A 23,849-nucleotide genomic window follows, 5' to 3' on the forward strand; every position below is an offset into this window, starting at 1 on the left:
AAGACATGGACAACCTCGCCGATACCCTTCGCCAGTTCCAGAGCGGCACTCTCGGGCAAGCCGAGTTGTTCGCGCGCGTCGACCGCCTGCTGGCCAGTACGCCCGAGAGCGTATCGAGCCTGCTCAAGACCCTCAACGACGCGCATCGCCGCGCGCCGCTGCCGGCCGAGGTCTATGGCGAAGTCGAGCGCCGCATCGCGCAGGCGATCGAGGCACGCCAGCGTCAGCGCGTCGGCGACGAAGAAACCTATGTCCAGACCAAGCCCCTGCAACCGCCGACGCAGCCTGCGGGCATCGCCGGCCCGCCGGGCGCGGCGGTCGAGCGCATGAAAGGCGTCGGCGACACGCTCAACGGCCGCTTCGTGCTCGAGGAATGCGTCGGCTTCGGCGGCATGGGCACCGTCTACAAGGCGCTCGACCTGCGCAAGCTGGAAGCGTCGGACCGCCATCCCTATATCGCGATCAAGGTGCTGAACGTACAGTTCCAGGGGCACCCCAAATCGCTGATCGCCCTGCAGCGGGAAGCGCGCAAGGCGCAGACGCTGGCCCATCCGAACATCGTGGCCGTGTACGACTTCGACCGCGATGGGCCGATGGTCTACATCACGATGGAATACCTGCAGGGCAAGTCGCTCAGCCAGATGCTGCGCGCGCCCGATTTCCACGTCCTGCCGTTCGACGAGGCGATGAAGATCGTGAGCGGCATGGGCCGGGCGCTCGCCTATGCGCACGAGCGCGGCTTCGTCCATTGCGACTTTAAGCCGGCCAACGTGATCCTGACGGAGACCGGCGGCGTCAAGGTCATCGACTTCGGCATCGCGCGCGTGTTCCAGAAGGCGGAAGAGGACTCGGACGTGACCGTCTTCGATCCCGGCAGCCTCGGCGCCCTGACGCCCGCCTATGCGAGCCCCGAGATGCTGGAAAACCGCGAGCCCGATCCGCGCGACGACATCTATGCGCTCGGCTGCATCACGTATGAATTGCTGACGGGGCGCCACCCGTTCAACCGGCTGTCTGCCCTCCAGGCGCGCGATGCGGGCCTGCGTCCGCAGCGGCCGCCCGGGCTCGGCCACAGGCAATGGCGCGCGCTGCGCAATGCGCTCGCGTTGCGGCGCGAGCTCCGCACGCCCACCGTCAACGGTTTTTTGAAGGAGATCGGTGCGCGCGACGCGCGGCGCCGGCAGCCGCTGCTGATCGGGGCGGGAACCGCGCTGGCCGCCGCGGCCGCCGCACTGGTCGTGTTCGTCGCGCTGCGCCTGCTGTTGCCGCGGCATGGCACCGCGCCGGCCGCGCAGGGACCGCCCGCGTCCGTCGCCGCCACGCCGCCGCCCGCGAACTCGCCACCCCCTGCGCCTGCGCCTGCGCCGCCGCCGACCCTGGCGGCCGTCTCCACCGTGCTGGCCGGCGTGCCGTGCTCGGCGCTCGTGCCCGCCATCGACGGGCGTGTCGTGAGCGTGCAGGGCTATCTCGCGCACAGCGTGGGTCCGGCGCGCCTCAAGATGATGCTGGCGGCTCTGCCGGGCGTGACGCGGGTCGAGCTGACTCTGCACGACGTCGACGATGCGAAATGCCCGTTGATGCGCGTCCTCGGCCGCTACTGGGCCGCGTCCCGCGCGGCCGGTGTGTCGCTCCGCCTGAACCCGGGCAGCGGCCGGGGCGGCAACCTGGCGGCAGGCGATACGCTGATGGTCGACGTGGCCACGCCGGACTACCAGTCGTACGTGTCGGTCGATTATTTCGTCCTGGACGGCAACGTCGTCCACCTGCTGCCCAATGCGGGCGCGCGCGAAAACCTGGCGCCGCCGCGCTACACGGCCACCATCGGCAGCCTCGGCAACTGGGTGATCGGTCCGCCGTTCGGCACCGAGATGCTCGTGCTGGTGACCACGTCCGTGCCGCTGTTCGACGGGCTGCGTCCGGATGCGGAACCGGGATCGGCGTATCTGCGCGCCCTGGACGAGCGCCTCGCCGCGATCGCCGGGGCACATGGCGCGATCGCCGTCGACTTTTTGCAGATCACGACGCACGCGCGCCGCTAGCCGTCAATCGAGCGACCGCGCAACCCGGAATCCGTTCTGCGACTGGCGCACGCTGGCGTCGTATTTGAAACGCGTGGTGGACAGCATGTAGCTGCCGTTTTCGCGCCATGAACCGCCACGGATGACGCGCGCCTGGCAGTTGCCGTCGACCCAGGCGCTGCCGTCGGCGGGCGCCCCCTTGTACGTGCTGTGCCAGCAATCCTGCACCCATTCCCACACGCTGCCGTTCATGTCGCTCAGGCCGAACGGATTGGCGGGGAAGCTGCCGACCGGCGGCGGGCGCTCCTCGCTCCAGGGCATGCCGCAGCCTTCGCAACTCGAATTCCCGCCTTTCATCTCTTGCCCCCACCAGTAGCGGGTCGTGGTGCCGCCGCGCGCCGCGTATTCCCACTCGGCCTCGGTCGGCAGGCGGTACGGCTTCCCGCTCACCGTGCCCAGCCATTTGAGGTACAGCTGCGCCTCGTCCCAGCTGACGTCGCGCATCGGCAGGTTCTCGGGCACGTTGCCCAGCGACGGCATCGCCGGACACACGCTGGCCCGGACGCACTGGTTCCACTGCCCCACCGTGACTTCGTACTTGCCGATCGCGAACGGCGTGTGCAGCGCCACCTTGTGCGCGGGACGCTCGGACGGGTCGCTGCTGTTGTTGCCCATCATGAACGGCCGCGGCGACAGCGCGACCATCACCGGGCAGACGTCGCAATCCTTCATCGTGGCAACGGAACCGGCTGGTCCCGCTGCGGGCGCCTCTTCACGGCCGCCGTCGACGGGTGCCGGCACCGGACGTATCTTGTTGTCGGGCGGCCGGGTTGGCTGCGATTGCGGTGGCGGCTTCGGCGCGGTCTTCGTCTGCGGCTGCGTACCTGTGGGCTTGCTCCCGGCCGGCTTCGCGGGCGCGGGCGCGGGCGCCTGCGGCGGGGCCGCCTTCAGCTGCTGGATGCGCGTGCGCGCCAGGCTGGCGAAGCGTCCCTTCGGATAGGCCTGCAGGTAAGCCTCGTAGTCGCCCACCTGCTTGCTGTCCTTGACGGAATTCCAGAACGCCAGCTCGAACTGCTCGGCGCTGTTCTTGGGCAGGACGCCCGCCACCTGGAACGTCGTGGGCAACCCATGCGCGCGCACGGGCGCGACGGCCGTCAGCGCCATCAGGCTGCACAGGATCAAGAGCCTCATCCACACAGGCCGCCTCCGCAAGTGTCAGGAAACCGCTTAGACCACTGGCCGCCGCGATTGTGCCGGCCGCACGTTTGTTCTGGCACAGGTGCCATGCATCCCGGTTGACGGATGCTGCCGGAACAGCGGCCCGCACGGCGGGCGGGAGAGGACGATGCGCAAAACAATTGTCTTGATACTGAGCGCGGTGGTCTTGCAGGCCGTGCCCGTGCTCGCACGCACGCCGTCGCCCGAGAACGCGCTGGTGTATTTCATCTGGCCCGGCGACGGCATGGTCGTCCGCCACGCCTTCTGGGTGCGGATGGGCTTGCGCAACATGGGCGTCGCGCCCAAGGGCACGGACATCGCGAAGACGGGCCACCACCACCTGCTGATCGACACCGACCTGCCCGAGAACATGGACCAGGCCGTGCCGAACGACCGCAACCACCTGCACTTCGGCGCCGGCGAAACGGAGGCGAGAATAGAACTGCCGCCGGGTTCGCATACGCTGCAGCTGCTGTTGGCCGACAAGGATCATATTCCGCACGATCCGCCGGTCTACTCGAAAAAGATCACGGTCACGGTCAAGTGAAACAGGAGCCCCCATGCGCATACGACTGGCAGCCGCCCTTCTCGCCGCCGCCGTTTCAGTTCTTGCCGCCGAGCCGACGCCGGCGCCGCCCAACGCCTACCTGTACATCGGCTGGCCCAACGACGGCCAGGTGGTCGCATCCGGCAAGCCGATCCGCGTCTGGTTCGGCCTGCGCAACATGGGCGTGGCGCCGAAAGGCGTGAAATTTCCGAATACGGGGCACCACCACCTGCTGATCGACACGGACGCGCCGGCGCCGGGCGTCGAGATTCCGAACGACCGCAACCACCTGCACTTCGGCGCCGGAGAAACGGAGACGACGATCGAGCTGCCGCCCGGCAGGCACACGCTGCAGCTCGTCATGGGGGACGACCAGCACGTCACATTCGAGCCATCTGTCCAGTCCAAAAAAATCACGATCACTGTGAAATGATTTGCGAACTGTAGCGCGGCGTCACTGTCTTACAGGTCTCAAGGCGAGGACGACATGGCGATCGAACCGGCACCGGAACCCTATGCGGCACCGCCCGTGGAAGGCGGCGTCAGCGCATATCTCGAGCTGCTGGGCGGGCGCGACGTCCGGCCGCGGCTGTTTCCGCTGCACGACGAGGTCGTGATCGGACGCGATCGCCAGGACGCGCTCGCGTCCGACCAGTTCATCTGCATCCCGCTGCACACGATCAGCCGCCGCCACGCGCGCGTGCGGAGGCGCGGGGACGCCTGGTCGGTCGAGGACCTGCACTCGTCGAACGGCACGTTCGTCAATGGCGAGCGGCTGCAACCCGGGTCGTGGCACGTGCTGGGCGACGGCGACGAACTGGCGCTCGCCTCCACCCAGCTCGTGTTCCGCTCGCTGGTCGCACCCGGCGCGGCCAGCATGCCGACGGTGATCAGGAAGTCGGTCGACGCCACCCAGTACGTGCCGGCGGCCGGCCCGCGCGATGCGCCTCGCGGCGAGCTCGAGAAATCGGTGCTGAAACTGCATGCGATGGCCCAGGTCAGCATCGCGCTGGGCGCCGTCACCGACCGCGCGACCTTGACGGAAAAGATCATGAATTTCATCTTCGACCTGTTCCCGCTGGCCGAGCGCGCGTTCATCCTGCTGCGCCAGAACGAACGCGACCCGCCCGTGCCGGTGGCGGCGCGGCGGCGCAACGGCATGGTCGAGGATCCGGGGCAGGCGCGCCTGTCGCACACGATCGTCGACGAGGTGCTGGGCAGGAAGCGCGCGATCCTGTCCGTCGATACCCTGGCCGACCGCCACTTCGCCGCGCAGGATTCGATCGTCGCCCAGGCGATCCGCAGCGTCATGTGCGCGCCGCTGATCGTGGGCGAGGAAGTGCTGGGGCTGATCCAGGTCGACAGCTCGTCCGACCCGCGCGCGTTCCAGGAGGCCGACCTCGAACTGCTTACGGGCGTGTGCGCGGAAACGGCCGTCGCGCTCAAGAATTTCCAGCTGTACTCCGACATCGAACGCCTGCTCGACGGCTTCGTGCGCGCGTCCGTGCAGGCGATCGAGGAGCGCGATCCCGTCACGGCCGGCCACTCGTTCCGCGTGGCGAGCTATGCCGAGCGCCTCGCCATGGCGCTCGACCGCGCGCAGGATCGGGACGTGCGCCGTATTGCCTTTACGCGCGAACAGTTGCGCGAGATCCGCTATGCCGCGCTGCTGCACGACTTCGGCAAGGTCGGCGTGCGCGAGCACGTGCTGCGCAAGGAGAAAAAGCTGCACCATGCCGACATGCGCCTGCTGGAACAGCGCTTCCTGTACGCACGCGCCTGTCTGGAGCGCCAGGCCTATCACACGCTCGCGCAGCGCCACATCGACGAGGGCTGGAGCGCGGCGACGTTCCGGGCCGAAAAGGAGTCCGCCGACGCGCGCCTGGCCGAGGAAGCGGCCCGGCTCGACGGCTTCCTCGCCACGATCCGCAGCGCCAACGAGCCCGCCATCTCGCGCAGCAGCACGCTGCCCGATTTGCGCGACATCGTCCACTACGGCTGCCACGACCCGGACGGCCAGCCGCTCGCGCTGCTGGAAGACCACGAGGTGGCGGCGCTGAGCCTGGCGAAAGGCTGCCTGACGGCGGACGAGCGGCGCCAGATCGAGGAACACGTGGTGGATTCGTATTCGTTCCTCGTCCTGATCCCGTGGACGAGAGACCTGGCCGGCGTGCCCGCGATCGCGCACGGCCACCACGAGAAGCTGGACGGGTCCGGCTATCCGTCGGGCCTGCGCGGGCCGCAGATCAGCATCCAGACGCGCATCCTGACGATCTGCGACATCTACGATGCACTCACGGCCGGTGACCGGCCGTACAAGAAGGCCGTGCCCGTGGAACAGGCGCTGGACCTGATGCACGAGGAATGCGACGCGGGGCATATCGATGGGCGCCTGTTTCAGGTGTTCGTCGACGCCCGAGCATGGATGGCGCCATGACCGGCCGTCTCCTTTGCCTGGTTGCCGCCCTGCTGCTTGCCGCCTGCGCGGACGTCGGCATGCGCCCGTACGCGCGGCCGTCCGTGCCGGCCAAGACGGCGTGGGCGAACTCGGCCAGCTTGCCGCTGTCCAAGACGGAGCTGATCGTGCCGGATTGGTGGCACGAATTCCGCGATCCCTACCTCGACCAGCTCGTCAGCCGCGCGCTCGCCGGCAATGTCGACCTGGCGGTGCTCGCCGCGCGCATCGGCGTGGCCGACGCGCAGATCGGAGAGGCGCGGGCCGGCGCGCTGCCCACGCTCGACGCGGGTGCGGGCGCGAGCTTCCAGAAGGTCACGGGTCAACCGTTCACGAAGCAGTTCAACCTGGCCACGCAGACCAACTGGGACATCGACATCTGGGGCAAGGTCGAGAAGGGGGTGCAGGCGCAGAAGGCCGAGTTTTCCGCCACCGAGGCCGAGTGGCGCGCGGGTTATCTGAAACTCGTGTCGGACGTGTCGACGACGTATTTCCAGATCCTGCAATTCGACGAACAGATCGACCAGCAGCGCCAGACGCTGGCCCGCAACCGCGACATTCTCATCACGTACCAGGCGATGGAGCAGAACGGCCTCATCCCGCACACGCGTGTGCTGCAGCAATCGGCCGAGGTCAACCGCCTGAGTACGGAGCTGATCGAATTGCAGCGCCTGCGCGCACTGGCCGGCAATGCGCTGGCGACCTTGATCGGCGTACCGGCCGGCGACTTCCAGATGCCTGCCGGCCGCCTGCAGGAGCGGGTGCGCGTGCCCGAGGTGCCGGGCGGCCTGCCGTCGCAATTATTGAAACGCCGGCCCGACGTCGTCGCGGCCGAATACCGCGTGCTGGAAGCGTACGACCTGACGGGGCAGGCCAAGCTGGCGCAACTGCCGTCGATCAGCCTGACGGGGCGCGGTGGCACGTCCAGCTTCGCGCTGTCGACCTTGCTGAAATCGTTCACGTTCGGGCTGCTGCCCAGCATTAATTTCCCGATTCTCGACCCGGGCGTGAAGGCGCGCGTGCGCACGAGCGAGGCGCAGACGAAGGTGGCGGAGCAGGCGTATCGCCAGACCGTCATGGCCGCGTTCGAAGACGTGGAAAATGCGCTCGTCAACCTGGAGGCGCACAAGAAGCAGCGGGGAGAATTGCAGCAGCAGGTCGACCAGTTGCGGCTCGTGGCCAGCACGACGGATGCGCAGCGCAAGGAGGGCGTGGCGTCGCAGCTGGAAGTGTTCGAGACCGAGCGCACCCTGCTGGGGGCCCAGCTGGCGCTGCTCGCCAACCGGCAGCAGATCCTGTCCGACACGGTGACGCTGTACAAGGCGCTGGGCGGCGGCTGGCCGCCCGTGGAGGTGGCCGATGCGGCGCAGCATTGAAAGACGCTCCGATGGTGCCTGACGAAGTCCTGGTCGGCAAGATGCAGGCACCGCCTCTTCAACGCGTCGGCATCGTGCTCGAACCGCTGAACCATCCCGAGCTCGGTCCGCTCGCCATCGACGACGGCCTGTTCGCCATCGGCCGCACCGAGCCGCCGTTCGCCGCGTATCCGCCCGAGATCGTGGCCGATTTGTCGCGCCGCCATGCGCGCGTCTTCGTCGAGGGTGGCGACGCGTATATCGCCGACCTGGGCAGCAAGAACGGCACCACCGTCAACGGCGTGGCCGTGCGGCACGGCATCGTGCGGCTGCACGACGGCGACGAGGTCGGCCTGGCGCGCGTGCTCGCGTACCGGGTGCGGCTGCAGGCATCCGCACCCGCGGCGGCGCCGGTGGCGCGGCTCGCCAGTCTCACGCTGGAACCGGAGCGTGCCGGCCTCGGACTGGAAGCCATCGTCATCACCAGTTTTCCCTTCCTGATCAGCAAGGTGGACGATACGTTCGCGCGCTACAAGGAGAAGGAGCCGCACCAGGTTGGCTATCTGTCGCGCCGCCACGCGCACATCTTCCTCAAGGCGGGCGTGCCGTACGTGGAAGACCTGGGCAGCACGAACGGCACCTTCATCGGCGCGGTGCGGCTCGACGAGCACGCCCATGCGCTGGAGGAGGGCGACGTGCTCGCGTTCGGCGGTCATCACTTCGTCTACCGCGTGCGCCTGCAATGGGAACAGGCCGGCCCCGAGCCGACGGTCACGCGGGTGTCGTTGCCGCCGGCGGCCTCCCCCGCGGCGATGGATGCGGACCACACGACGTTCGTCGCGTCGGCCGGCTCCTTCCTCGACATCTTTTGCGCCGACGAGCAGCCCGGCGCGCAGGAAGACGAGGTGAACCCCGCTGCCGTGGAACCGGCGCACGGCAAGAGCGACATGCGGCGCAGCAAGGCGGCCCTGATGACGGCCGCCCTGCTGGATGCAATGGGCGCCGCCGGCGACGCCGACGCCGCGCGCCTGCGCCGCTGGCTGATGACATTGAGCGCGCTGGTGATCGCTGTCATCCTCCTGTTCCAGCTGGCCGGCGCGCCGGAGCGGGCGTTGCAGGGCCTCGTCGACCGCGGCGATTTCGCGACCGCGGCCCGCCTCGCCGACGACCGCCTCGCGCGCGACCCGGACAATGCGGACGTGAAGACGCTGGGCACGGAAGCCCTGCTGAAAGCGGAACTGCCGCAGTGGATGGCGGACCTGAAGGCGCGCCGCTTCGACCGCGCCATCCAGGCCGAGACACGCATGCGGCGCCTGAGCACCCATAACGCGGATGCCCGGCCGCTCGTGGCGGAAATCGCCTGGGTCGGCGACGTGGAACGGTTCGTCCATGCGCGCGGCGGCGCGGCGGCCCCCGTGCGCGACGCGGCCGACGGTGCGCGCCTCAGCCGGATGGTGCGCCAGTGGCAGGACGAGCAGCCGGCGCACCAGCGCGCGTTCGCGACGATCTCGGCGTACGTCCCGGCCTTCCGCGACACGTATGCGCAGGCGGCCAGCGACCTGCGCAAGCTGGCCCTGACAGGAGGCGGCGATGGCAACGAGTGACAAACCCCTGCGCCCGCTGATCGGCGCGCTGGAAGACCACAGCGACGAGGGCATCGGCATCCTGACGGCCACGCCGGCGCGCTTCACGCACCTGGCCATCTACGTGATGGTGGCGCTGGTGCTGGTCGGCCTGGCGTGGTCGTTCTTCGGCCGCGCGGATGTGCTCGTGATGGCGCCGGGCACGCTGGTACCGGCATCCGAGGTGCGCCGCCTGTATGCGCCCATCGACGGCGAACTGGCCAACATCTATATCGCCGAGGGACAGCCCGTGCTCAAGGGCGACGTGGTGGCGCGGCTGTACGCCCGCGGCGCCATCGAGGCGGCCCGCAATGCGCTGGAGGCGCGCCTGAAACTGGAAGATGCGGAACGCGAATGGAAGGAGTTCCCACAAAAGAAAGCTTTATTGGACGAGCGGGTGGCCGCGCTCAAGGAAGCGATGGACACGGAGGAACGCCAGCACGAGCGCCGCCAGGCCGAGGGCACGAGCAGCCTCGCCGCCGGCCAGCGCGCGCAGGCGCAGGAAGCGCGCACGAATCTGGAGGACGCGCGCCGTGCACGGGATGCGGCGCGCGACGAAGCGGCCAAGTACGAGCGCCTGTTCGCGCTGCCGGGCGGCGGCGGGGTCTCGCAACTGCAGGTGGAGGGCAAGAAGAATGCGCTGCAGGCGGCCGAGAACGCGGTGCGCGTGGCGGAATCGCGCGCGAGCGAACTGTCGGCGCGCCAGAGCCTGGAAACCACCGAGGCCCGCTCGCAGCTGGAGACGAGCGGCCAGCAGCTCGCGAGCCTGCGCCTGCAGTACGAAGCGGCGACGCGCGAGGCGACCAACGTCGAGGAAAAGCTGCGGCTGCAGGTGCAGACGGCGCGCCTGGTGGCGGATGCGGCATCGCGCATCCAGTTCGAGAACATCGACAAGGACAATTTCCTGCGCATCCTTGCGCCCGTGGACGGCGTGATCACGGAGGTGACGTCCACGCAGCCCGGCGACAAGATCCAGGCGAACACCCCGCTGGGCGGCATCGTGCCGAAGAACACGCGGCCCCTGCTCAAGATCGAGATCCCCGAACAGGACCGCGCCTTCCTGCGCGAGGGCTTGCCGGTGCAGGTGAAATTCAACGCCTTTCCCTACCAGCGCTACGGCATCATCGACGGCATCTTGCAGACCATCGCGCCCGCGACCCGGGCCTCGCCGCAGACGCGGCTGCCCGTGTACGAAGGCCGCGTCGCCCTCGAGCGCGACCACTACACCGTGGGCGACACGTCGTACCCGCTGCGCTACGGCATGACGGCGAGCGCGGAAATCGTCGTGCGCAAGCGCCGTCTCATCGACCTGGCCTTCGACCCGTTCCGCCAGCTCGGCGGGTGATGCCTATTGCGGCAAGCCGTTGTCGCCTTCGGACGCCGCCTTGAGCTGCAGGAAGACGACGTCCGCCGGCACGGTTTCTCCCGCCCGGAGCTTGGTGCGCGGGTCGTCCATGACGGGTGTCAGCATGAGCTTGCCTTCGACCCGGTCGGCGACGAACCAGGACTTCATCGCCACCACGTGCACGAGGAAATCGCCGGCGCCGTGGCGATAGCGGCTGACGAGCCGTGCCACGGCCGCGTTGCCCAGTTCGGACGCCCGCCAGCCTTCGCGCGATCCGGTGACGAAGATCGATGTCGCCACGCGGTCGCCGACCTTGACGGGGTACAGGCTGCGGCGGATGTCGACCAGCAGCGTTTCCGGATCGGTGTTCCCGGTAAAGGCACGCAGGGCGTCGAGCTGGACCCGGTAGACCTGCAGCGGCTCGCCGAGCGTGGCCTGGCGTACCTCGGCCTCCGACTCGAAACCGAGCGACGCATAGTTGCCGGCATTGACGACCTGCCGGAGCGTGGCCAGGCCATGCTGCGCGGCGGTGTCCTGGCTGTGGTTGGGGCGGGGTTGGCTCGTCTGGCAGCCGGCGAGGAAGAGGACGACCGCAACGACCAACGCGAAAGGAAGTTTGCGCATGTCAGTCACCTTTGTACGTGATGTTGTAATAGTCGTTCCAATGGGTGTGGTCGCCCGTGCGGCTGACGTAATCGGCATACGTCATGATGGTTTCCGTGCCGCCGACCAGCGTGCCCAGATCCGTATAAGGCTCGGGATCGTTGACGTCCACGTATTGCACGCCATTCACGGTGAAATAACCTTTTACGACCATCATGTGGCCACCGCCGCCGGGCCAGTGCCAGCTGAATGCGATGGGTTTCTTTTTGCAGTAAATCTGCGATTTGATCTGGCTGAACGTGAGTGCCGTATCGGAGGTCTGGTCGGCCGTAAAACCGTATTTCTCGTATTCCGGCCAGCCGCCGTTATTGCAGCTTCCGGAATTATTTTCGCAGCACGTCGCGAGGCCGAAACGGTTATTCGCTTCCACGCATTGGGCGACGTCATGACCCAGGAAACGCATGGTCATCTGGCCGCTCGCCGCCCAGCACCAGTTCGACGCCTGCTGCGGTAATGTCGGGACGTCGATCGTGGATACCAACGGTGGATGACAACAGGCGGATAAAGTTCCCAATAAAAAAATTCCGCCAAGTATATTTGCGCTTTTCATTACGGCGACCCTCCAGCGAGTTCAATCGTTTATTTCCGGAATCATCCACGTATGGATAAACCCTCCCGATAAAGGTATATGCAGATCGGTTGCGAACCCAACCCGATTCCCGTGATTGGTTGAGGCCGCTCATTGATGAATAACGCCATCTTTTAATGCGGTATCATTGCGCCATGCGCCGCCTGATCCTCATCCTGCTGCTGGTCGTCTATCCATTCCAGGTCGCCCTGGCCATGGCGGACAAGTGCTGCGCAATGACGCCGGCCGGCGTGAGCCACCACAGCGTCGTCGCGCCAGGCGTAGACGGGACCGTGTTCGTGGCCGACGACGACGGCGCGTCCCTGGTCGACCCGCACTGCGCGGCCTGCACGTTCGGACATACGGCGTGCCTGCCCGCGGCGTTCGTCGTGATACCGGCCGAGCGCCGGCACGCTTCCAGCATCGCCTTCTTCCCGCCCTACCTCAAAGCGCCGCCCGCGAGCCGTCCCGAACGGCCGCAATGGCCTGCCGCCGCCTGACCCGCGCGCGGCTTGACACCCCACAAATCTCCGCGCGCCTGAATCGACCATCGGGAGCCTCGAAAAACCGTCGCGAGCGGCAGCAATGTCGTTCGAGAAGCACAGCTGTACGCTAGTACAGCGAGCATCGCAGGACGATAGGGCAACGCGCAGCAGGTTTTTCGACGCTCCCATTTTCAGGAGCACGCATGAACACATTCAGACAAAGACTGGCGGTGCTCGTCCTCGCATCCGCATTGGCATGGCGCTGCGGCGCCGAGCCCCTGCGCGTCGCGGCGGACACCGCCCCCATCGACTTATCCACAGCGATCCGGCTTGCCCTCGACCAGCCCGCCGCGCGCGCGGCCGCGCATGAGGTGGCGGCGAGCGACGCGCTGGTCGGCCAGGCCGGCCGGCTGCCGAATCCCGAGCTGTCCTGGCTGCGCGAAGGCCAGCAGGCCGGCACGCGCACGACCACCGTGCAGATCAACCAGCCGATCGAACTCGGCGGCAAACGCCAGGCCCGCGTCGCCCTCGCCCGGGGAGCGGCCGACGTGGCGCGCGGCGACCGGCTGGCGCAGCGGCTGGCCATCCGGGCCGACGTCATCGCCGCCTACCATGACGTCCTGATCGCCGGACACCGGCTCGCACTTGCCCAGGCCTTGACCGACCTCGCGCGCCGGACCGTCGACGTGGCCGGCAAGCGGGTCGCGGCCGGGAAGATATCCCCGATCGACGAGACACGGGCCCGCCTCGCGGCCGTCGATGCATCGACCGCGCTGACCCGGGCGGCGGCCGCGCTGGCCATCGCCCGCACGACGCTGGCCGCGCTGGTCGGCCGCCCTGCGGACACCCTGGCGCTGGCAGACGACAGCGACCGGCTGCCGGACCCCGCACCCATCGCGACCTTGCTGGCCCGCGAATCCGCCGCCGTCCGCCGCGCGCGCGGCCAGCTCGCGGCGCGGCAGGCGCAGGCGGATGTCGAGCGGGCGGCGCGCATGCCGGACGTCACGCTGTCCGTGGGCACGCAAAAGGATGACCAGGTGGGCCGGCGCCAGGCCGTCGTCGGCCTGTCCGTGCCGCTGCCCCTGTTCAACCGCAACGAGGATGCCCTGCACGCGGCCTTGCGCCGCACCGACGCGGCGAACGACGAACTGGCCGCCGCCCGGGTCGAGACGGCGGCCGCGCTGACGGCTGCCCACACGCGCTACGCAACGGCGAAACAGGAAGCCCGGCTGCTGCGCGACGACGTCGTGCCGGGCGCCAAGACCGCGTACGAGCAGACGCTGAAAGGATTCGAGTACGGGAAGTTTTCCTTCCTGGACGTGCTCGACGCGCAACGCACGTGGTTCCAGGTGCAGACGCGCCACTGGGACAGCCTGGAAACCGCCTGGCGCGCCTGGGCCGACATCGAACGCCTCGCCGGCACCGATCAAGATTGAAGAGAACACCATGACGAAGAAACAGACCCTGGCGATCGCGCTGATGTGCGCGTTCGCCCTCCTCCTGGCCGGACTGATGCTGTTTACGCGCGAGGACTCGGCACCCACGAAAGATGCGCACGGCCACGACGACCGCGGCGCGCAAACAGGCGGCGCAGCGGAAGATGCAGGCGCACGCGGCATCGCGATGACGGCGGCGCAGATCAAGGCGAACGGCATCGCCCTCGACACGGCCGGTCCGGCCACCTTGCGGCAGCGGCTGCACCTGCCCGCGCAAGTCAAATCCGACGCGGAACGCACTGTCGCGCTGGCCGCGCCCGCGCCGGGCATCGTGCAGGCCGTGCTCGTGGCGCCGGGCGCCCTGGTGCGCAAGGGGCAGGCGCTCGTGACGATCCGGAGCCCGGCCGTCGCGCAGTGGCGCGCCGACGCCGCCAGCGCGCGCCAACGGCTGCAGCTCGCCCGCACGACGTACCGGCGCGAAAAGGCGCTGTGGGACGAACGCATCTCGGCCCGCCAGGATCTGGAAGCCGCGGCGACGGCGATGCAGGAGGCGGAGATCGCCGCACAGGCGGCGGCACAGCGCCTGGCCGCCCTGGGCATCGAAGCGGGCGGCGGCGTGTCCAGCAGCGTGACGATGCGCGCACCGCTGAACGGCGTCGTCGTCGACAAGCCGGCCGTCGCCGGCCAGGCGGTCGACGAGACGAAGCCGTTGCTGACCATCGCCGACCTGTCGCACGTGTGGATCGAAGCGGCCGTACCCGCCGACAGCCTGGGCCAGGTCGGCGCGGGCATGGCGGCGAAGATCAGCGTGGGCACGCAACCGGGCGAGATCGACGGCACCGTCGCATTCGTCGGCCCCGTCCTCGGCGAGACGACGCGCATGGCGACGGCACGCATCGTCCTGCCGAACCGCGACGCGCACCTGCGGCCGGGCATGCTGGCCAGCGTCGACCTGATGGGGCCGCAGGCGCAGGTGCCGGTGACCGTGTCCGGCGATGCCATCCAAACGATCCACGAGCACAGCGTCGTGTTCGTCCGCACGAAGGCCGGATTCGCGCTGCGCGACGTCGTGCCCGGGCGCTCGGACGGCAAGCGGATCGAGATCGTGCGCGGGCTGGCGGCGGGGGATGTCGTCGCGGCCGGCGGCAGCTTCCTGCTGAAGGCGGACCTCGGCAAGAGCGAAGCCGAACACGACGACTGACGAGGCGCCCATGTTCCAACAACTTATCGCATTCGCCATCGCGCGCCGCTGGCTGGTCGTGCTCGCGGTCCTCGCCCTCGCCGGCCTGGGCGTGGTCAACTACCAGCGCCTGCCGATCGACGCCGTGCCCGACATCACGAACGTGCAGGTGCAGATCAACACGGCCGCGCAGGGCTATTCTCCGCTGGAAGTCGAGCAGCGCATCACCTTCCCCATCGAGTCGGCGATGAGCGGCCTGCCCCGGCTCGAGCAGACGCGGTCGCTGTCGCGCTACGGCCTGTCGCAGGTCACCGTCGTCTTCAAGGAAGGCACCGACATCTATTTCGCCCGCCAGCTCGTGAGCGAGCGGCTGCAACAGGCGAAAAGCCGGCTGCCGGACCAGGCCGATCCCGCGCTGGGGCCGATCGCGACGGGCCTGGGCGAGATCTTTTACTGGACGGTCGAAGCGCGCCCGGACGCATTGAAACCGGACGGCACGCCCTATTCTCCGGCCGACCTGCGCGAGATCCAGGACTGGATCGTGGCGCCGCAACTGCGCGGCGTCGCGGGCGTGACGGAAGTGAACACCATCGGCGGCTACCTGAAGGAGTACCAGGTCGCGCCGGACATGGCGAAGCTGACCGCGCGCGGGCTGTCGCTGGCGACCCTGGTCAATGCCATCGACCGCAACAACGTCAACGCGGGCGCCGGCTACATCGAGCGCGGTGGCGAACAATTTGTCGTGCGCACGCCGGGACAGGTAAAAACGCTGGAGGAGATCCGCAACATCGTGCTGGACGTCGTCGACGGCGCACCCGTGCGCGTGCGCGACGTGGCCGACGTGGAGCCGGGCCGCGAACTGCGCACCGGCGCCGCCACGGAGAACGGTCGCGAAGTGGTGCTGGGCGCCGTCTTCATGCTGATCGGCCAGAACAGCCGCGCCGTCGCGGACAGCGCGCGCCGCAAGCTGGACGAGGTCAACCGCTCGCTGCCGCCGGGTGTGCAGGCTTTGCCGGTGTACGACCGCGCGGTGCTGGTGAACAAGGCGATTCGCACCGTCCGCAACAACCTCGTCGAAGGGGCGCTGCTCGTCATCGCGATCCTGTTCGCTTTTCTCGGCAATCTGCGCGCGGCGCTCGTCACGGCGCTCGTCATCCCGCTCACGATGCTGCTCGTGTTCACGGGCATGGTGCAGGCGGGCGTCAGCGCCAACCTGATGAGCCTCGGGGCGCTCGACTTCGGCATCATCATCGACGGCGCCGTCGTCATCGTCGAGAACTGCATCCGCCGGCTCGGGATCGCCCAGGCCGAGGTCGGGCGGCCATTGACGGGTGAGGAACGCCGCACGGAGGTCGCGCTTGCCGCGGCGGAAGCGAGGCGGCCGCTGCTGTTTGGCCAGGTGATCATCATGACGGTTTATCTGCCCCTGCTCGCACTGTCCGGCATCGAAGGCAAGATGTTTCATCCGATGGCGCTCACGGTCGTGATGGCGCTCGTCGGCGCGATGATCCTGTCGGTGACGTTCGTGCCGGCTGCCGTCGCATTGTTCGTCAGCGGCAACGTGGCCGAACACGACAACCGCCTGATGCACAAGGCGCGCGACTGGTACCGGCCGCTGCTGGACTGGACCCTGCGCAACCGCCCGGTCGCCCTGACCTTCGCCGTGCTCTCCGTGCTGCTGACAGGCTTGCTGGCGACCCGCCTCGGCACCGAATTCGCGCCGAACCTGAACGAGGGCGACCTGGCCGTGATGACCTTGCGGATTCCCGGCACGAGCCTGCAGCAATCGGTGGCGATGCAGCAGCAGTTGGAGACCGCCCTGCTGCGCGAATTCCCCGAGATCGAACGCGTGTTCGCGCGCATCGGCACGGCCGAGGTGGCGACGGACCCGATGCCGCCGAATGCGGCCGACAGCTATTTGATCCTGCGTCCGGAAAACCAGTGGCCGAAGCCGAGACGGACGCATGCCGAGCTCGTGGCCGCGATCGCGGAAGCGGCCAACCGCATCCCCGGCAACAACTACGAGTTCTCGCAACCGATCCAGCTGCGCTTCAATGAGCTGATCTCGGGCGTGCGCAGCGACGTGGCCGTGAAGGTGTTCGGCGACGACACGGCGACCATGCTCGCGACGGCCCAGCGCATCGCCCAAGTGCTCGATCGGCTGCCGGGCGCCGTCGAAGTGAAAATCGAGCAGACGGAAGGCTTGCCGGCGCTGACCCTGGCCGTCGACCGCATCAAGGCCGCGCGCTACGGCCTGAACGTGGCGGACGTGCAGGAAGCGTTCGGCACGCTCGTCGGCGGCCGCGACGTGGGCACCGTGTTCGAAGGCGACCGCCGCTTCGCGATCACGGTGCGCCTGCCGGAAGGGGCGCGCAACGATGTCGACACGCTGCGGCGCCTGCCGATCTCGCTGCCGGCGCGCGATGGGCGGGCCGCCTGCATTCCCCTGTCCGAGATCGCCACGTTGGACTTCGTGCCGGAAGCGAACCAGATCAGCCGCGAGAACGGCAAGCGCCGCATCGTCGTCACGGCCAACGTGCGCGGGCGCGATCTCAGTTCGTTCGTCGCCGCGCTGCAAGCCGACCTGGCCAGGCTGAAACTGCCGGCGGGCGTGTGGCTGAGCCTCGGCGGGCAATTCGAGAACCTGCAGGCCGCGGGGCAGCGCCTGGCGCTCGTCGTCCCGGCCGCGCTGGCGCTCGTGTTCGCGCTGTTGTACCTGATGTTCGGCAGCGTCAAGGATGGCCTGCTCGTGTTCAGCGGCATCCCGTTCGCCATGACGGGCGGCGTGCTGGCGCTGTGGCTGCGCGGATTGCCGCTGTCGATTTCGGCGGCGGTCGGCTTCATCGCGCTGTCCGGCGTGGCCGTGCTGAACGGGCTCGTGATGCTGGCGTTCGTGCGTTCGCTGCGCGACCAGGGGCACTCCGCGCAAGATGCCATGCGCGAAGGGGCGCAGGTACGTTTGCGCGCAGTGCTGATGACGGCGCTCGTCGCCTCGCTGGGCTTTTTGCCGATGGCGCTGGCGACGAGCACGGGCGCGGAGGTGCAGCGGCCGCTGGCGACGGTCGTCATCGGCGGCATCCTGTCGTCGACGGCGCTGACCCTCTTGATCCTGCCGGCCTTGTACACGTGGGCGCATGAAAGTTCCCGCGACCCGGCCTATCGTTGAGCGTCATGGTGCGACCGTCCGGTACGCCATCCGGACCGGCCGCACCTGTGGCAGACTTTGTCATCGCTGACTGACACGGACATGGACACGCACATGGACATCGGACGGATCGAAGCCCTGGCCCTGCGCCCCAGCCTGGCCGCGCCACCCGTGCGCGTGGACGGCGTGAGGGCCATCGCCTACCAGGGACTGGAAGGCGACGTGTACGCCGACCCGCTGTCGCCGCGCCAGTTGCTGCTGGCCGGCACGGATGCTTACGGCGCCTTCGCGCTGCCGCCGCACACGCTGCGCGAGAACCTGCTCGTGGACGTCGACACGTCGCGGCTCGTCTCCGGCACCGTGCTGCAGGTCGGCGACGGCGCCCTGCTGCGGCTGATGTTCCAGTGCGAAGCCTGCGGGCACCTGGACGCGCACCAACCCGGCCTGTCGACGCGCATCGGCACACGGCGCGGCATGCTGGCGCGCGTGCTGCACGGCGGCGAGATCCGGCCGGGCGACCGGATCCGCGTGGCGGGCGCGCCGCTGCAGGCGTGGTCGGACGACTGGCGCGAGCGCATCGTCCACGTGCTCGATACGCTGCCGCCCGCCAGCGTGATCACGTATAAGCGGCTGGCCCAGCTGGCCGGCGTCGCGTCCAGCTATTGCCGCGCTTTCCCGGGCATGATCGCCCGGCTGGGGCCGCGCTACGCGGACAAGGCCGTGCCCTCGCAATCGGATATCGACCTGCCGCGCTGGGATGGGCGCGGGCTGTTCGATCCCGCGCCGGTGGAACGGTTGTTTTCCGCCGAGGTGGTGCCGTAGGCTTGCCCGTCAGGCCAGCTGTTCGATCGGCTGCAGGGCGTAGCGGACGTCGCCGCGGTCATCCGCCTGTGGTCCGGTGACGAGATAGGCATCCCAACCCAGTCTCCCGCTCGGCGCGGGGCCGAGGACGGTGCTGCGGACCGCTTCTCCGCGCAGGATCAGTTCGACCTCGTATTCGAGCGTGACGCCGGCCAGTAGGCCCAGCAGGCTTTTGAGGGCGCGCGCCGCGAGGCCACCCGGCAGGAACGACGAGAAACCGGCGTGGTCCAGCGGACCCACCACGACGCGCAGGCGCAGGTCGCGCTGCCACACGCGGTCGCCGGCCATCGCGCTCGTGCCCAGCACCGCGGTGGAGTGGCCGAGGACGGTCTGCTGGGCGGACGGCACGTCGTACCAGGCCCCGACGAATTGCTCGATGCGCACCGGGTGGTCGAAATACTCGGACAGCACGCGCCCCATCTGCACGGCCGAGGGCGGGCGCTGGCGGATCGACGCGGCGAAGTAGCCGATCGATTCGTCCAGCAGGGCGCCGTCCCTGGGGTGCGTCAGGCGCCGGCGCAGCGCATTGTGGCCGAGCCCTGCCAGTGCCAGCAGCAGCGGCAGGAAGGTGTCCTGGCCGTCGAGCTGGTATTTGAAGTGCAGCCGGTATTTGCGCCAGGCTGCGTAGAACAGGGCCAGCGAGCGGTTCGAGAACGTGTCCAGCAGCGCGCGTGGACCTTCGTCGGAATGGCGCTGCTGGTGGTCGGCGATGCGCTCCGTGTAATGGGCCGGCAGCACGCCGGTGGCGCTCAGCAGGCCCATGAAGGAGGGGGTGACGCGGATGTAGGTGAGCCTGGCTTCCCGCAATGCCTTGCCGAGCGCGTGCGCGCCGCGGTCGAGGTCGCGCGGCTCGGGCTGGATGGCTTCCAGCTGGCTGGCCGGAAATCCCAGCGACGTCGAGTTCTGGAAGCGCACGTAATGTGCGATGGCGTCGTGCTGGGGGCTGCCGTGCCGCTTGAGCCAGAGCTCGAGCATGCGCACGGCCTGGAAGTACTCGAAACGATAGGGTTCCCTGAACAGGCGCTCGATTACAGCAGGCTCAAATCGCCGCTTCTCGGTAGGCATTTCAATAATTCCTCTCCGGTTTTATTGGACACCACCACCAGTTGCGTGAAGCTGTTGGCGTGCACGTACAGGGCGAGAAACCGTTCGATGATGTGGGCGAATGCGTAGATGCCGCTGCCGACGAAGGCTTCCTCGTCGATGAGGATGCGCACTTCCACGCCGCGCACGAGGCAGGTGAACGGATTGCCCGCCATCCACGCGCTGGCGGTACGTTGTTCGATGCCGGCAATGCCGCCGATCTGGCGCTGCGACGATGGCGAACGGGGCAGGTCGTACAGGGCGAGCATCTCGCGGAAGGCATCGACGCCGCCGTTTGCCAGTGACAAATGGTTCAGCGTCAGGTGCGAGATCAGGCGCCAATGGGCGCTGCGGGCGCTCTCGAAGCGGTAGGTGATGGTGGGCTTGCGCAGGAAGTGGATCGTCTTCATGCTCGAGCCGCCTTCGAGGAACAAATCGCCGCCGAGCTGGCCATAGGAGAGTGAGGCCGGCAGGTCGCGGTTGCTGCAGATGAGTTCGATGTTCAGCGTTTGCGTCTCGACGGCGGCCGGATCGAAGTCGATGTCGACGATGGCGATCTGCGTCTCGTAGCCGGGGCTGCGCTCGGCCAGCGTCTCGTCGCGCCGCAGCACCCAGTAATGCCCGTTCCGCTCGGGCGTCTGGGCGTGCTTGAGCGAGTAAAACGGATGGAATTCGACGACGGTTTCTCCCTGCGGCGTCTGGCGCACGAGGTTGACGGATTCGATGGATTGCACTTCGTAGGCGAAGGCGCGGCGCGCGTCGGCCAGCACGGGGTAGCTGGCGCTCGCGTGGGTCAGGCGGATCGGCTCGCCGCGCTGCGGGAACAGGTTGATGACGGGCGTGCAGCCGAGCAGCAGGTTGTTGGTCGACAGCGTGCCGAGCATGCGCGCCGTGTTCGAATCCGCGCGCAGGCCCGCCAGCGCCAGGTGCAGCGTCACCGTCGTCGCGCCGGCCGCCAGCGAGGTCGGCAGCGCGGCCATGAGTGCGGCGAGGTCGATGTCGAAGAAGTTGAACTTGTCGGGGAAGCAGAAGTACTCCGTCAGCAGGCGGTAAGCGGCATGCGAGCGCGCGGGAAAATCGATCAGGGCTTCGTCGTCGGCGAAGCCGGCGGGCTCGATCGGGATCGCGCCCAGGGGAAACCAGCGGCCATTGCGGTCCGCCTCGACGTATGCGCCCACGGCCCGCATGAACAACGTGTCGCGCAACGCCGCGCAGAACGACGGTTCGCCGTCGATGAACACGCGCAGGCGCGGCAGGGCCAGCCGGCCGAGGCGCAACTGGTCGGCCGTGGCGGTGAGCGTCAGGCTCAGGCCGGAGCCGGCGCCTTCCGGCAGGCGTACGACTTCCGGATGGTCGATGATGGCGGAGAACGCGGCGCTGGTGAGCGCAAGCGGCGCGACGGTGACGGGATAGACGGTGCGGAACGTGCAGGCCGCGCCGCGCACGGGCCGCGTACTCAGCGCGGTGCCGCGCGGGAGGACGCCGATGCCCGTCTGCTGGTTGGCGGTCCCGCCGAAATCCATCTGGGTGATCGAACAGGAGGGAAACGGGCGCAGGTAATGGGGGTACAGGACGTCGAACAGCGCTTCCGTGAATTCGGGATAGTCGTCATCGAGCCGCTTCGCGATACGCGCGTTCAGCAGCGCGAACGATTCGATCATGCGTTCGGTGTGCGGGTCTTCGCACACTTCCCCGCTGATGAGCAGGCGGCCCGCGATCTTCGGATAGCGCTCGGCGAATTCGCGCAGGTGACGGCGCAAGTGGCCGAGCTCGCGCTCGTAATACGGTAGCAATTGTTCCAAGCTTAGCCTCGCGCGGACGCGGCCGGCGACGCCCTGCCCGCCTTGTTGATGCTGTATTGCAGGGTCGACGGCTGCAGCAGCGCGTCGAAATTGACCGGTTCTTCCGATGCGCTGGCGACGAGCAACGCCGTGATCGAAAACTTCAGGCGGTTCACCGCACTCTCGTCGCGCACTTCGAGTACCGCCTTCACGTTGCGCAGGCGCGGTTCATGGCGGGCGATGGTTTTTTCGAGGCAGTCGCAGATGTAAGCGCGGTCGCTCGGACTCGACAGCGAGCGGTCGGCGAAATCCGTCAAGCCGTAGGTCACGAGCGACTCGCTGCACTCGGGGAAACCCTGCAGTGAATTTTCGGGAATGACGGAGCGCGTGTTCAACAACGCCTCGAGGTCGCGCGCGACGGCATCCTTGAAATCCTCGGCGGTGATGCGCGAGACGGAGGCGTTACCGGCGCCGCGCACCGATGTGCCCAGCAGACGGTCGAAAAAACCAGGCGTGAATCCTTCCATCGAACTCCTCCATGCCGGCAGCGCAAGCGGGCATCTTCACACAGTCAGGCGCGAAAAAATAGTTCAGTTGGGAAAGACCCACGGTTACTTTGAGCAGTAGCAAAACTGCAGGTCATAGCAGAAAAAAAACCGTCATGAAGGACTAAGGTGATCGACTTGGGACAAGTCAATGACTGGAGGACATGCATGACGAGCACGATGACCGGCAACATGGCCAGCAAAGTATTGTGGGGAGAGGGTCTGCTCCTGCGTCCGCAGCATTTCCAGCGCCAGGACCAGTACCATGAACACCGCCTGTACAAGAGCATCCGGGCCGTACACCCGTATGCCTGGGGCATCGAAACATTGCAGATCGACCGCGAGGCGCTGTCCAGCAACGTGTTGCGCATCCTCGAACTCGCGCTGCGCTTCCAGGACGGCGAACTGGTCGATGCGCCGGGTGCCGACGAACTGCCCGACACCGTCGACCTCAGCCAGCTGCCGCAATCCCAGCAAACCGTCACGTATTACGCCGCCCTGCCCGGCCTCAAACCCTTCAGCGGCAATTTCGCCCAGCCGGGCCAGCCGACCAAGACGGTCCGCTTCGTGCAAACCAATGAGGAAACGCCCGACCTCTACACGCAAGCGGCGCCGGCGTCCGTATCCTACCTCAGGAAAACCGTGCGTCTCGTCCCGGAATTCGAGCCGCGCGACGCCTACCTCAGCTTTCCGGTGCTGCGCCTGCGGCGCGCCCCGTCCGGCGGCTTCGAGATGGACCCGTCCTTCCTGCCGCCCAGCCTGTCGGTGGGTGCCGCACCCGCCCTGTTCCAGCAGGTGCGCCGCCTGCTCGAGGCGCTGCAGGCCAAGGTGAGTTCGCTGTATGGCCACCACCGCGAGCCGAGCCGCAACGTGATCGAATTCCGTTCCGGTGACATGTCGTCGTTCTGGCTATTGCACACCGCGAGTTCCGCGTGCGCATCGCTATCCCACTACGTGCACCATCCTGACCTGCACCCGGAACGCCTGCACGAACAATTGCTGGGCGTGGGCGGCGCGCTGATGACGTTTTCGAAAAGCTGGACGCTGACCGACCTGCCGGTGTACCAGCACGCCGATCCCGGTCCCGGCTTTGCCAAGCTGTTCCAGATCATCCGTGAACTGCTCGACACCGTGATCTCGTCGAAGTACTTCGCCATTGTCCTGAACGAAGTGCGGCCGTCGTACCACCACGGCATGCTCGACTCCGGCAAGATCGACGACAAGACGACCTTCTACATCGCCGTCTCGGCCGATATCCCGACGCTGGAGCTCGTCGACACCGTGCCGCTGCGTTTCAAGGTCGGCGCGCCGGACGACGTCGAGAAATGCGTGCTGTCGGCCCTGCCCGGCGTGCGCCTGCAATACGCGCCACAACTGCCCGCCGCCGTGCCAGTGCGCCCCGACACGTGCTATTTCATCCTCGATGCCAAGGGACAAATGTACGAGCGCATGCTGCAGGCGCAATCGATGGCGATCTACGTGCCGTCGGGGATGAAGGGGTTGAAGCTGGAACTGCTGGCTGTTGCTGCGTGAGCCCGCGGT

19 protein-coding genes are annotated in these 23,849 nt (G+C 67.9%); 13 read left to right on the forward strand and 6 right to left on the reverse strand.

Annotated features, from left to right (window positions below):
* The first annotated feature begins 5 nt into the window (after window positions 1-5).
* Window positions 6-2,039 carry a protein kinase domain-containing protein gene (locus tag ACL58G_RS04690; protein WP_440965438.1) on the forward strand — a complete coding sequence of 678 codons (2,034 nt, stop codon included), beginning with the start codon at window positions 6-8 and terminating at the stop codon, window positions 2,037-2,039.
* Window positions 2,040-2,042: 3 nt separating this feature from the next.
* On the opposite strand, the gene ACL58G_RS04695 is transcribed toward ACL58G_RS04690, so the two are convergent.
* Window positions 2,043-3,209: a formylglycine-generating enzyme family protein gene (locus ACL58G_RS04695; protein WP_440965440.1), complete on the reverse strand. Its 1,167-nt coding sequence runs from the start codon at window positions 3,207-3,209 to the stop codon at window positions 2,043-2,045.
* A gap of 154 nt (window positions 3,210-3,363) precedes the next feature.
* Between ACL58G_RS04695 and ACL58G_RS04700 the strand changes: the two genes are divergently transcribed.
* From ACL58G_RS04700 to ACL58G_RS04725, 6 genes are read left to right on the forward strand one after another with little or no spacing between them, the layout of a single operon-like run.
* Window positions 3,364-3,783, forward strand: a complete 420-nt coding sequence (locus ACL58G_RS04700; protein ID WP_440965442.1) for a DUF4399 domain-containing protein — start codon at window positions 3,364-3,366, stop codon at window positions 3,781-3,783.
* Window positions 3,784-3,796: 13 nt separating this feature from the next.
* Entirely contained in the window at window positions 3,797-4,216 is a 420-nt protein-coding gene (locus tag ACL58G_RS04705; protein ID WP_440965444.1) for a DUF4399 domain-containing protein, read from the forward strand.
* A gap of 54 nt (window positions 4,217-4,270) precedes the next feature.
* Window positions 4,271-6,220: an HD domain-containing phosphohydrolase gene (locus ACL58G_RS04710; protein ID WP_440965446.1), complete on the forward strand. Its 1,950-nt coding sequence runs from the start codon at window positions 4,271-4,273 to the stop codon at window positions 6,218-6,220.
* On the forward strand, window positions 6,217-7,614 hold the full coding sequence (locus tag ACL58G_RS04715; protein WP_440965448.1) for an efflux transporter outer membrane subunit: 1,398 nt from the start codon (window positions 6,217-6,219) through the stop codon (window positions 7,612-7,614). Before ACL58G_RS04710 ends, ACL58G_RS04715 begins: the two co-directional genes overlap by 4 nt.
* An 11-nt stretch (window positions 7,615-7,625) precedes the next feature.
* Window positions 7,626-9,197, forward strand: a complete 1,572-nt coding sequence (locus ACL58G_RS04720; RefSeq protein ID WP_440965450.1) for an FHA domain-containing protein — start codon at window positions 7,626-7,628, stop codon at window positions 9,195-9,197.
* Complete coding sequence (locus ACL58G_RS04725; RefSeq protein ID WP_440965452.1) at window positions 9,184-10,560, forward strand: HlyD family efflux transporter periplasmic adaptor subunit; 1,377 nt, start codon at window positions 9,184-9,186, stop codon at window positions 10,558-10,560. The genes ACL58G_RS04720 and ACL58G_RS04725 overlap by 14 nt, the downstream gene beginning before the upstream one ends.
* A gap of 3 nt (window positions 10,561-10,563) precedes the next feature.
* Here the strand turns inward: ACL58G_RS04725 and ACL58G_RS04730 are convergent, their stop codons facing one another.
* Window positions 10,564-11,184, reverse strand: a complete 621-nt coding sequence (locus ACL58G_RS04730; RefSeq protein ID WP_440965454.1) for a hypothetical protein — start codon at window positions 11,182-11,184, stop codon at window positions 10,564-10,566.
* A 1-nt stretch (window position 11,185) separates the two neighbouring features.
* Window positions 11,186-11,773: a papain-like cysteine protease family protein gene (locus ACL58G_RS04735; RefSeq protein ID WP_440965455.1), complete on the reverse strand. Its 588-nt coding sequence runs from the start codon at window positions 11,771-11,773 to the stop codon at window positions 11,186-11,188.
* A gap of 155 nt (window positions 11,774-11,928) precedes the next feature.
* Between ACL58G_RS04735 and ACL58G_RS04740 the strand changes: the two genes are divergently transcribed.
* The 5 genes from ACL58G_RS04740 (at window position 11,929) to ACL58G_RS04760 (ending at window position 18,859) form a co-directional block, all read left to right on the forward strand.
* Window positions 11,929-12,291 carry a hypothetical protein gene (locus ACL58G_RS04740; RefSeq protein WP_413380893.1) on the forward strand — a complete coding sequence of 121 codons (363 nt, stop codon included), beginning with the start codon at window positions 11,929-11,931 and terminating at the stop codon, window positions 12,289-12,291.
* Window positions 12,292-12,479: 188 nt separating this feature from the next.
* Window positions 12,480-13,712 (forward strand): TolC family protein, encoded by a 1,233-nt coding sequence (locus ACL58G_RS04745; RefSeq protein WP_440965457.1) that lies wholly within the window; start codon window positions 12,480-12,482, stop codon window positions 13,710-13,712.
* Window positions 13,713-13,722: 10 nt separating this feature from the next.
* A complete protein-coding gene (locus ACL58G_RS04750; protein ID WP_440965459.1) occupies window positions 13,723-14,913 on the forward strand; it encodes an efflux RND transporter periplasmic adaptor subunit in 1,191 nt (396 codons plus the stop codon).
* Window positions 14,914-14,923: 10 nt separating this feature from the next.
* Complete coding sequence (locus ACL58G_RS04755; RefSeq protein ID WP_440965460.1) at window positions 14,924-18,058, forward strand: efflux RND transporter permease subunit; 3,135 nt, start codon at window positions 14,924-14,926, stop codon at window positions 18,056-18,058.
* Between the two features lie 93 nt (window positions 18,059-18,151).
* Window positions 18,152-18,859: an MOSC domain-containing protein gene (locus ACL58G_RS04760; RefSeq protein WP_440965462.1), complete on the forward strand. Its 708-nt coding sequence runs from the start codon at window positions 18,152-18,154 to the stop codon at window positions 18,857-18,859.
* Window positions 18,860-18,868: 9 nt separating this feature from the next.
* On the opposite strand, the gene tssG is transcribed toward ACL58G_RS04760, so the two are convergent.
* The 3 genes from tssG to tssE are packed head-to-tail and all read right to left on the reverse strand — an operon-like array spanning window position 18,869 to window position 22,289.
* Window positions 18,869-19,963: a type VI secretion system baseplate subunit TssG gene (gene tssG / locus ACL58G_RS04765; protein ID WP_440965464.1), complete on the reverse strand. Its 1,095-nt coding sequence runs from the start codon at window positions 19,961-19,963 to the stop codon at window positions 18,869-18,871.
* On the reverse strand, window positions 19,927-21,783 hold the full coding sequence (tssF, locus tag ACL58G_RS04770) for a type VI secretion system baseplate subunit TssF (protein ID WP_440965465.1): 1,857 nt from the start codon (window positions 21,781-21,783) through the stop codon (window positions 19,927-19,929). Before tssF ends, tssG begins: the two co-directional genes overlap by 37 nt.
* Before the next feature lie 2 nt (window positions 21,784-21,785).
* On the reverse strand, window positions 21,786-22,289 hold the full coding sequence (gene tssE / locus ACL58G_RS04775; protein ID WP_440965467.1) for a type VI secretion system baseplate subunit TssE: 504 nt from the start codon (window positions 22,287-22,289) through the stop codon (window positions 21,786-21,788).
* A 210-nt stretch (window positions 22,290-22,499) separates the two neighbouring features.
* On the opposite strand from tssE, the gene tssK reads away from it, so the two are divergent.
* Window positions 22,500-23,840, forward strand: coding sequence for a type VI secretion system baseplate subunit TssK (gene tssK / locus ACL58G_RS04780; RefSeq protein WP_413385935.1), 1,341 nt, complete (start codon window positions 22,500-22,502; stop codon window positions 23,838-23,840).
* Window positions 23,841-23,849: the final 9 nt, after the last annotated feature.

This window comes from Massilia sp. GER05, assembly GCF_052056005.1.
Taxonomy (GTDB): Bacteria; Pseudomonadota; Gammaproteobacteria; order Burkholderiales; family Burkholderiaceae_D; genus Telluria; species Telluria orientalis.

What these genes read in the sequence shown, in the direction of transcription:
- ACL58G_RS04755 (WP_440965460.1), top strand. Translation starts at nt 14,924, where the DNA reads ATGTTCCAACAACTTATCGCATTCGCCATCGCGCGCCGCTGGCTGGTC.
- tssG (WP_440965464.1), bottom strand. Translation starts at nt 19,963, where the DNA reads ATGCCTACCGAGAAGCGGCGATTTGAGCCTGCTGTAATCGAGCGCCTG.
- ACL58G_RS04740 (WP_413380893.1), top strand. Translation starts at nt 11,929, where the DNA reads ATGCGGTATCATTGCGCCATGCGCCGCCTGATCCTCATCCTGCTGCTG.
- ACL58G_RS04715 (WP_440965448.1), top strand. Translation starts at nt 6,217, where the DNA reads ATGACCGGCCGTCTCCTTTGCCTGGTTGCCGCCCTGCTGCTTGCCGCC.
- ACL58G_RS04750 (WP_440965459.1), top strand. Translation starts at nt 13,723, where the DNA reads ATGACGAAGAAACAGACCCTGGCGATCGCGCTGATGTGCGCGTTCGCC.
- ACL58G_RS04710 (WP_440965446.1), top strand. Translation starts at nt 4,271, where the DNA reads ATGGCGATCGAACCGGCACCGGAACCCTATGCGGCACCGCCCGTGGAA.
- ACL58G_RS04725 (WP_440965452.1), top strand. Translation starts at nt 9,184, where the DNA reads ATGGCAACGAGTGACAAACCCCTGCGCCCGCTGATCGGCGCGCTGGAA.
- ACL58G_RS04720 (WP_440965450.1), top strand. Translation starts at nt 7,626, where the DNA reads ATGGTGCCTGACGAAGTCCTGGTCGGCAAGATGCAGGCACCGCCTCTT.
- ACL58G_RS04690 (WP_440965438.1), top strand. Translation starts at nt 6, where the DNA reads ATGGACAACCTCGCCGATACCCTTCGCCAGTTCCAGAGCGGCACTCTC.
- ACL58G_RS04735 (WP_440965455.1), bottom strand. Translation starts at nt 11,773, where the DNA reads ATGAAAAGCGCAAATATACTTGGCGGAATTTTTTTATTGGGAACTTTA.
- ACL58G_RS04705 (WP_440965444.1), top strand. Translation starts at nt 3,797, where the DNA reads ATGCGCATACGACTGGCAGCCGCCCTTCTCGCCGCCGCCGTTTCAGTT.
- tssE (WP_440965467.1), bottom strand. Translation starts at nt 22,289, where the DNA reads ATGGAAGGATTCACGCCTGGTTTTTTCGACCGTCTGCTGGGCACATCG.
- tssK (WP_413385935.1), top strand. Translation starts at nt 22,500, where the DNA reads ATGGCCAGCAAAGTATTGTGGGGAGAGGGTCTGCTCCTGCGTCCGCAG.
- ACL58G_RS04745 (WP_440965457.1), top strand. Translation starts at nt 12,480, where the DNA reads ATGAACACATTCAGACAAAGACTGGCGGTGCTCGTCCTCGCATCCGCA.
- ACL58G_RS04730 (WP_440965454.1), bottom strand. Translation starts at nt 11,184, where the DNA reads ATGCGCAAACTTCCTTTCGCGTTGGTCGTTGCGGTCGTCCTCTTCCTC.
- ACL58G_RS04760 (WP_440965462.1), top strand. Translation starts at nt 18,152, where the DNA reads ATGGACATCGGACGGATCGAAGCCCTGGCCCTGCGCCCCAGCCTGGCC.
- ACL58G_RS04695 (WP_440965440.1), bottom strand. Translation starts at nt 3,209, where the DNA reads ATGAGGCTCTTGATCCTGTGCAGCCTGATGGCGCTGACGGCCGTCGCG.
- ACL58G_RS04700 (WP_440965442.1), top strand. Translation starts at nt 3,364, where the DNA reads ATGCGCAAAACAATTGTCTTGATACTGAGCGCGGTGGTCTTGCAGGCC.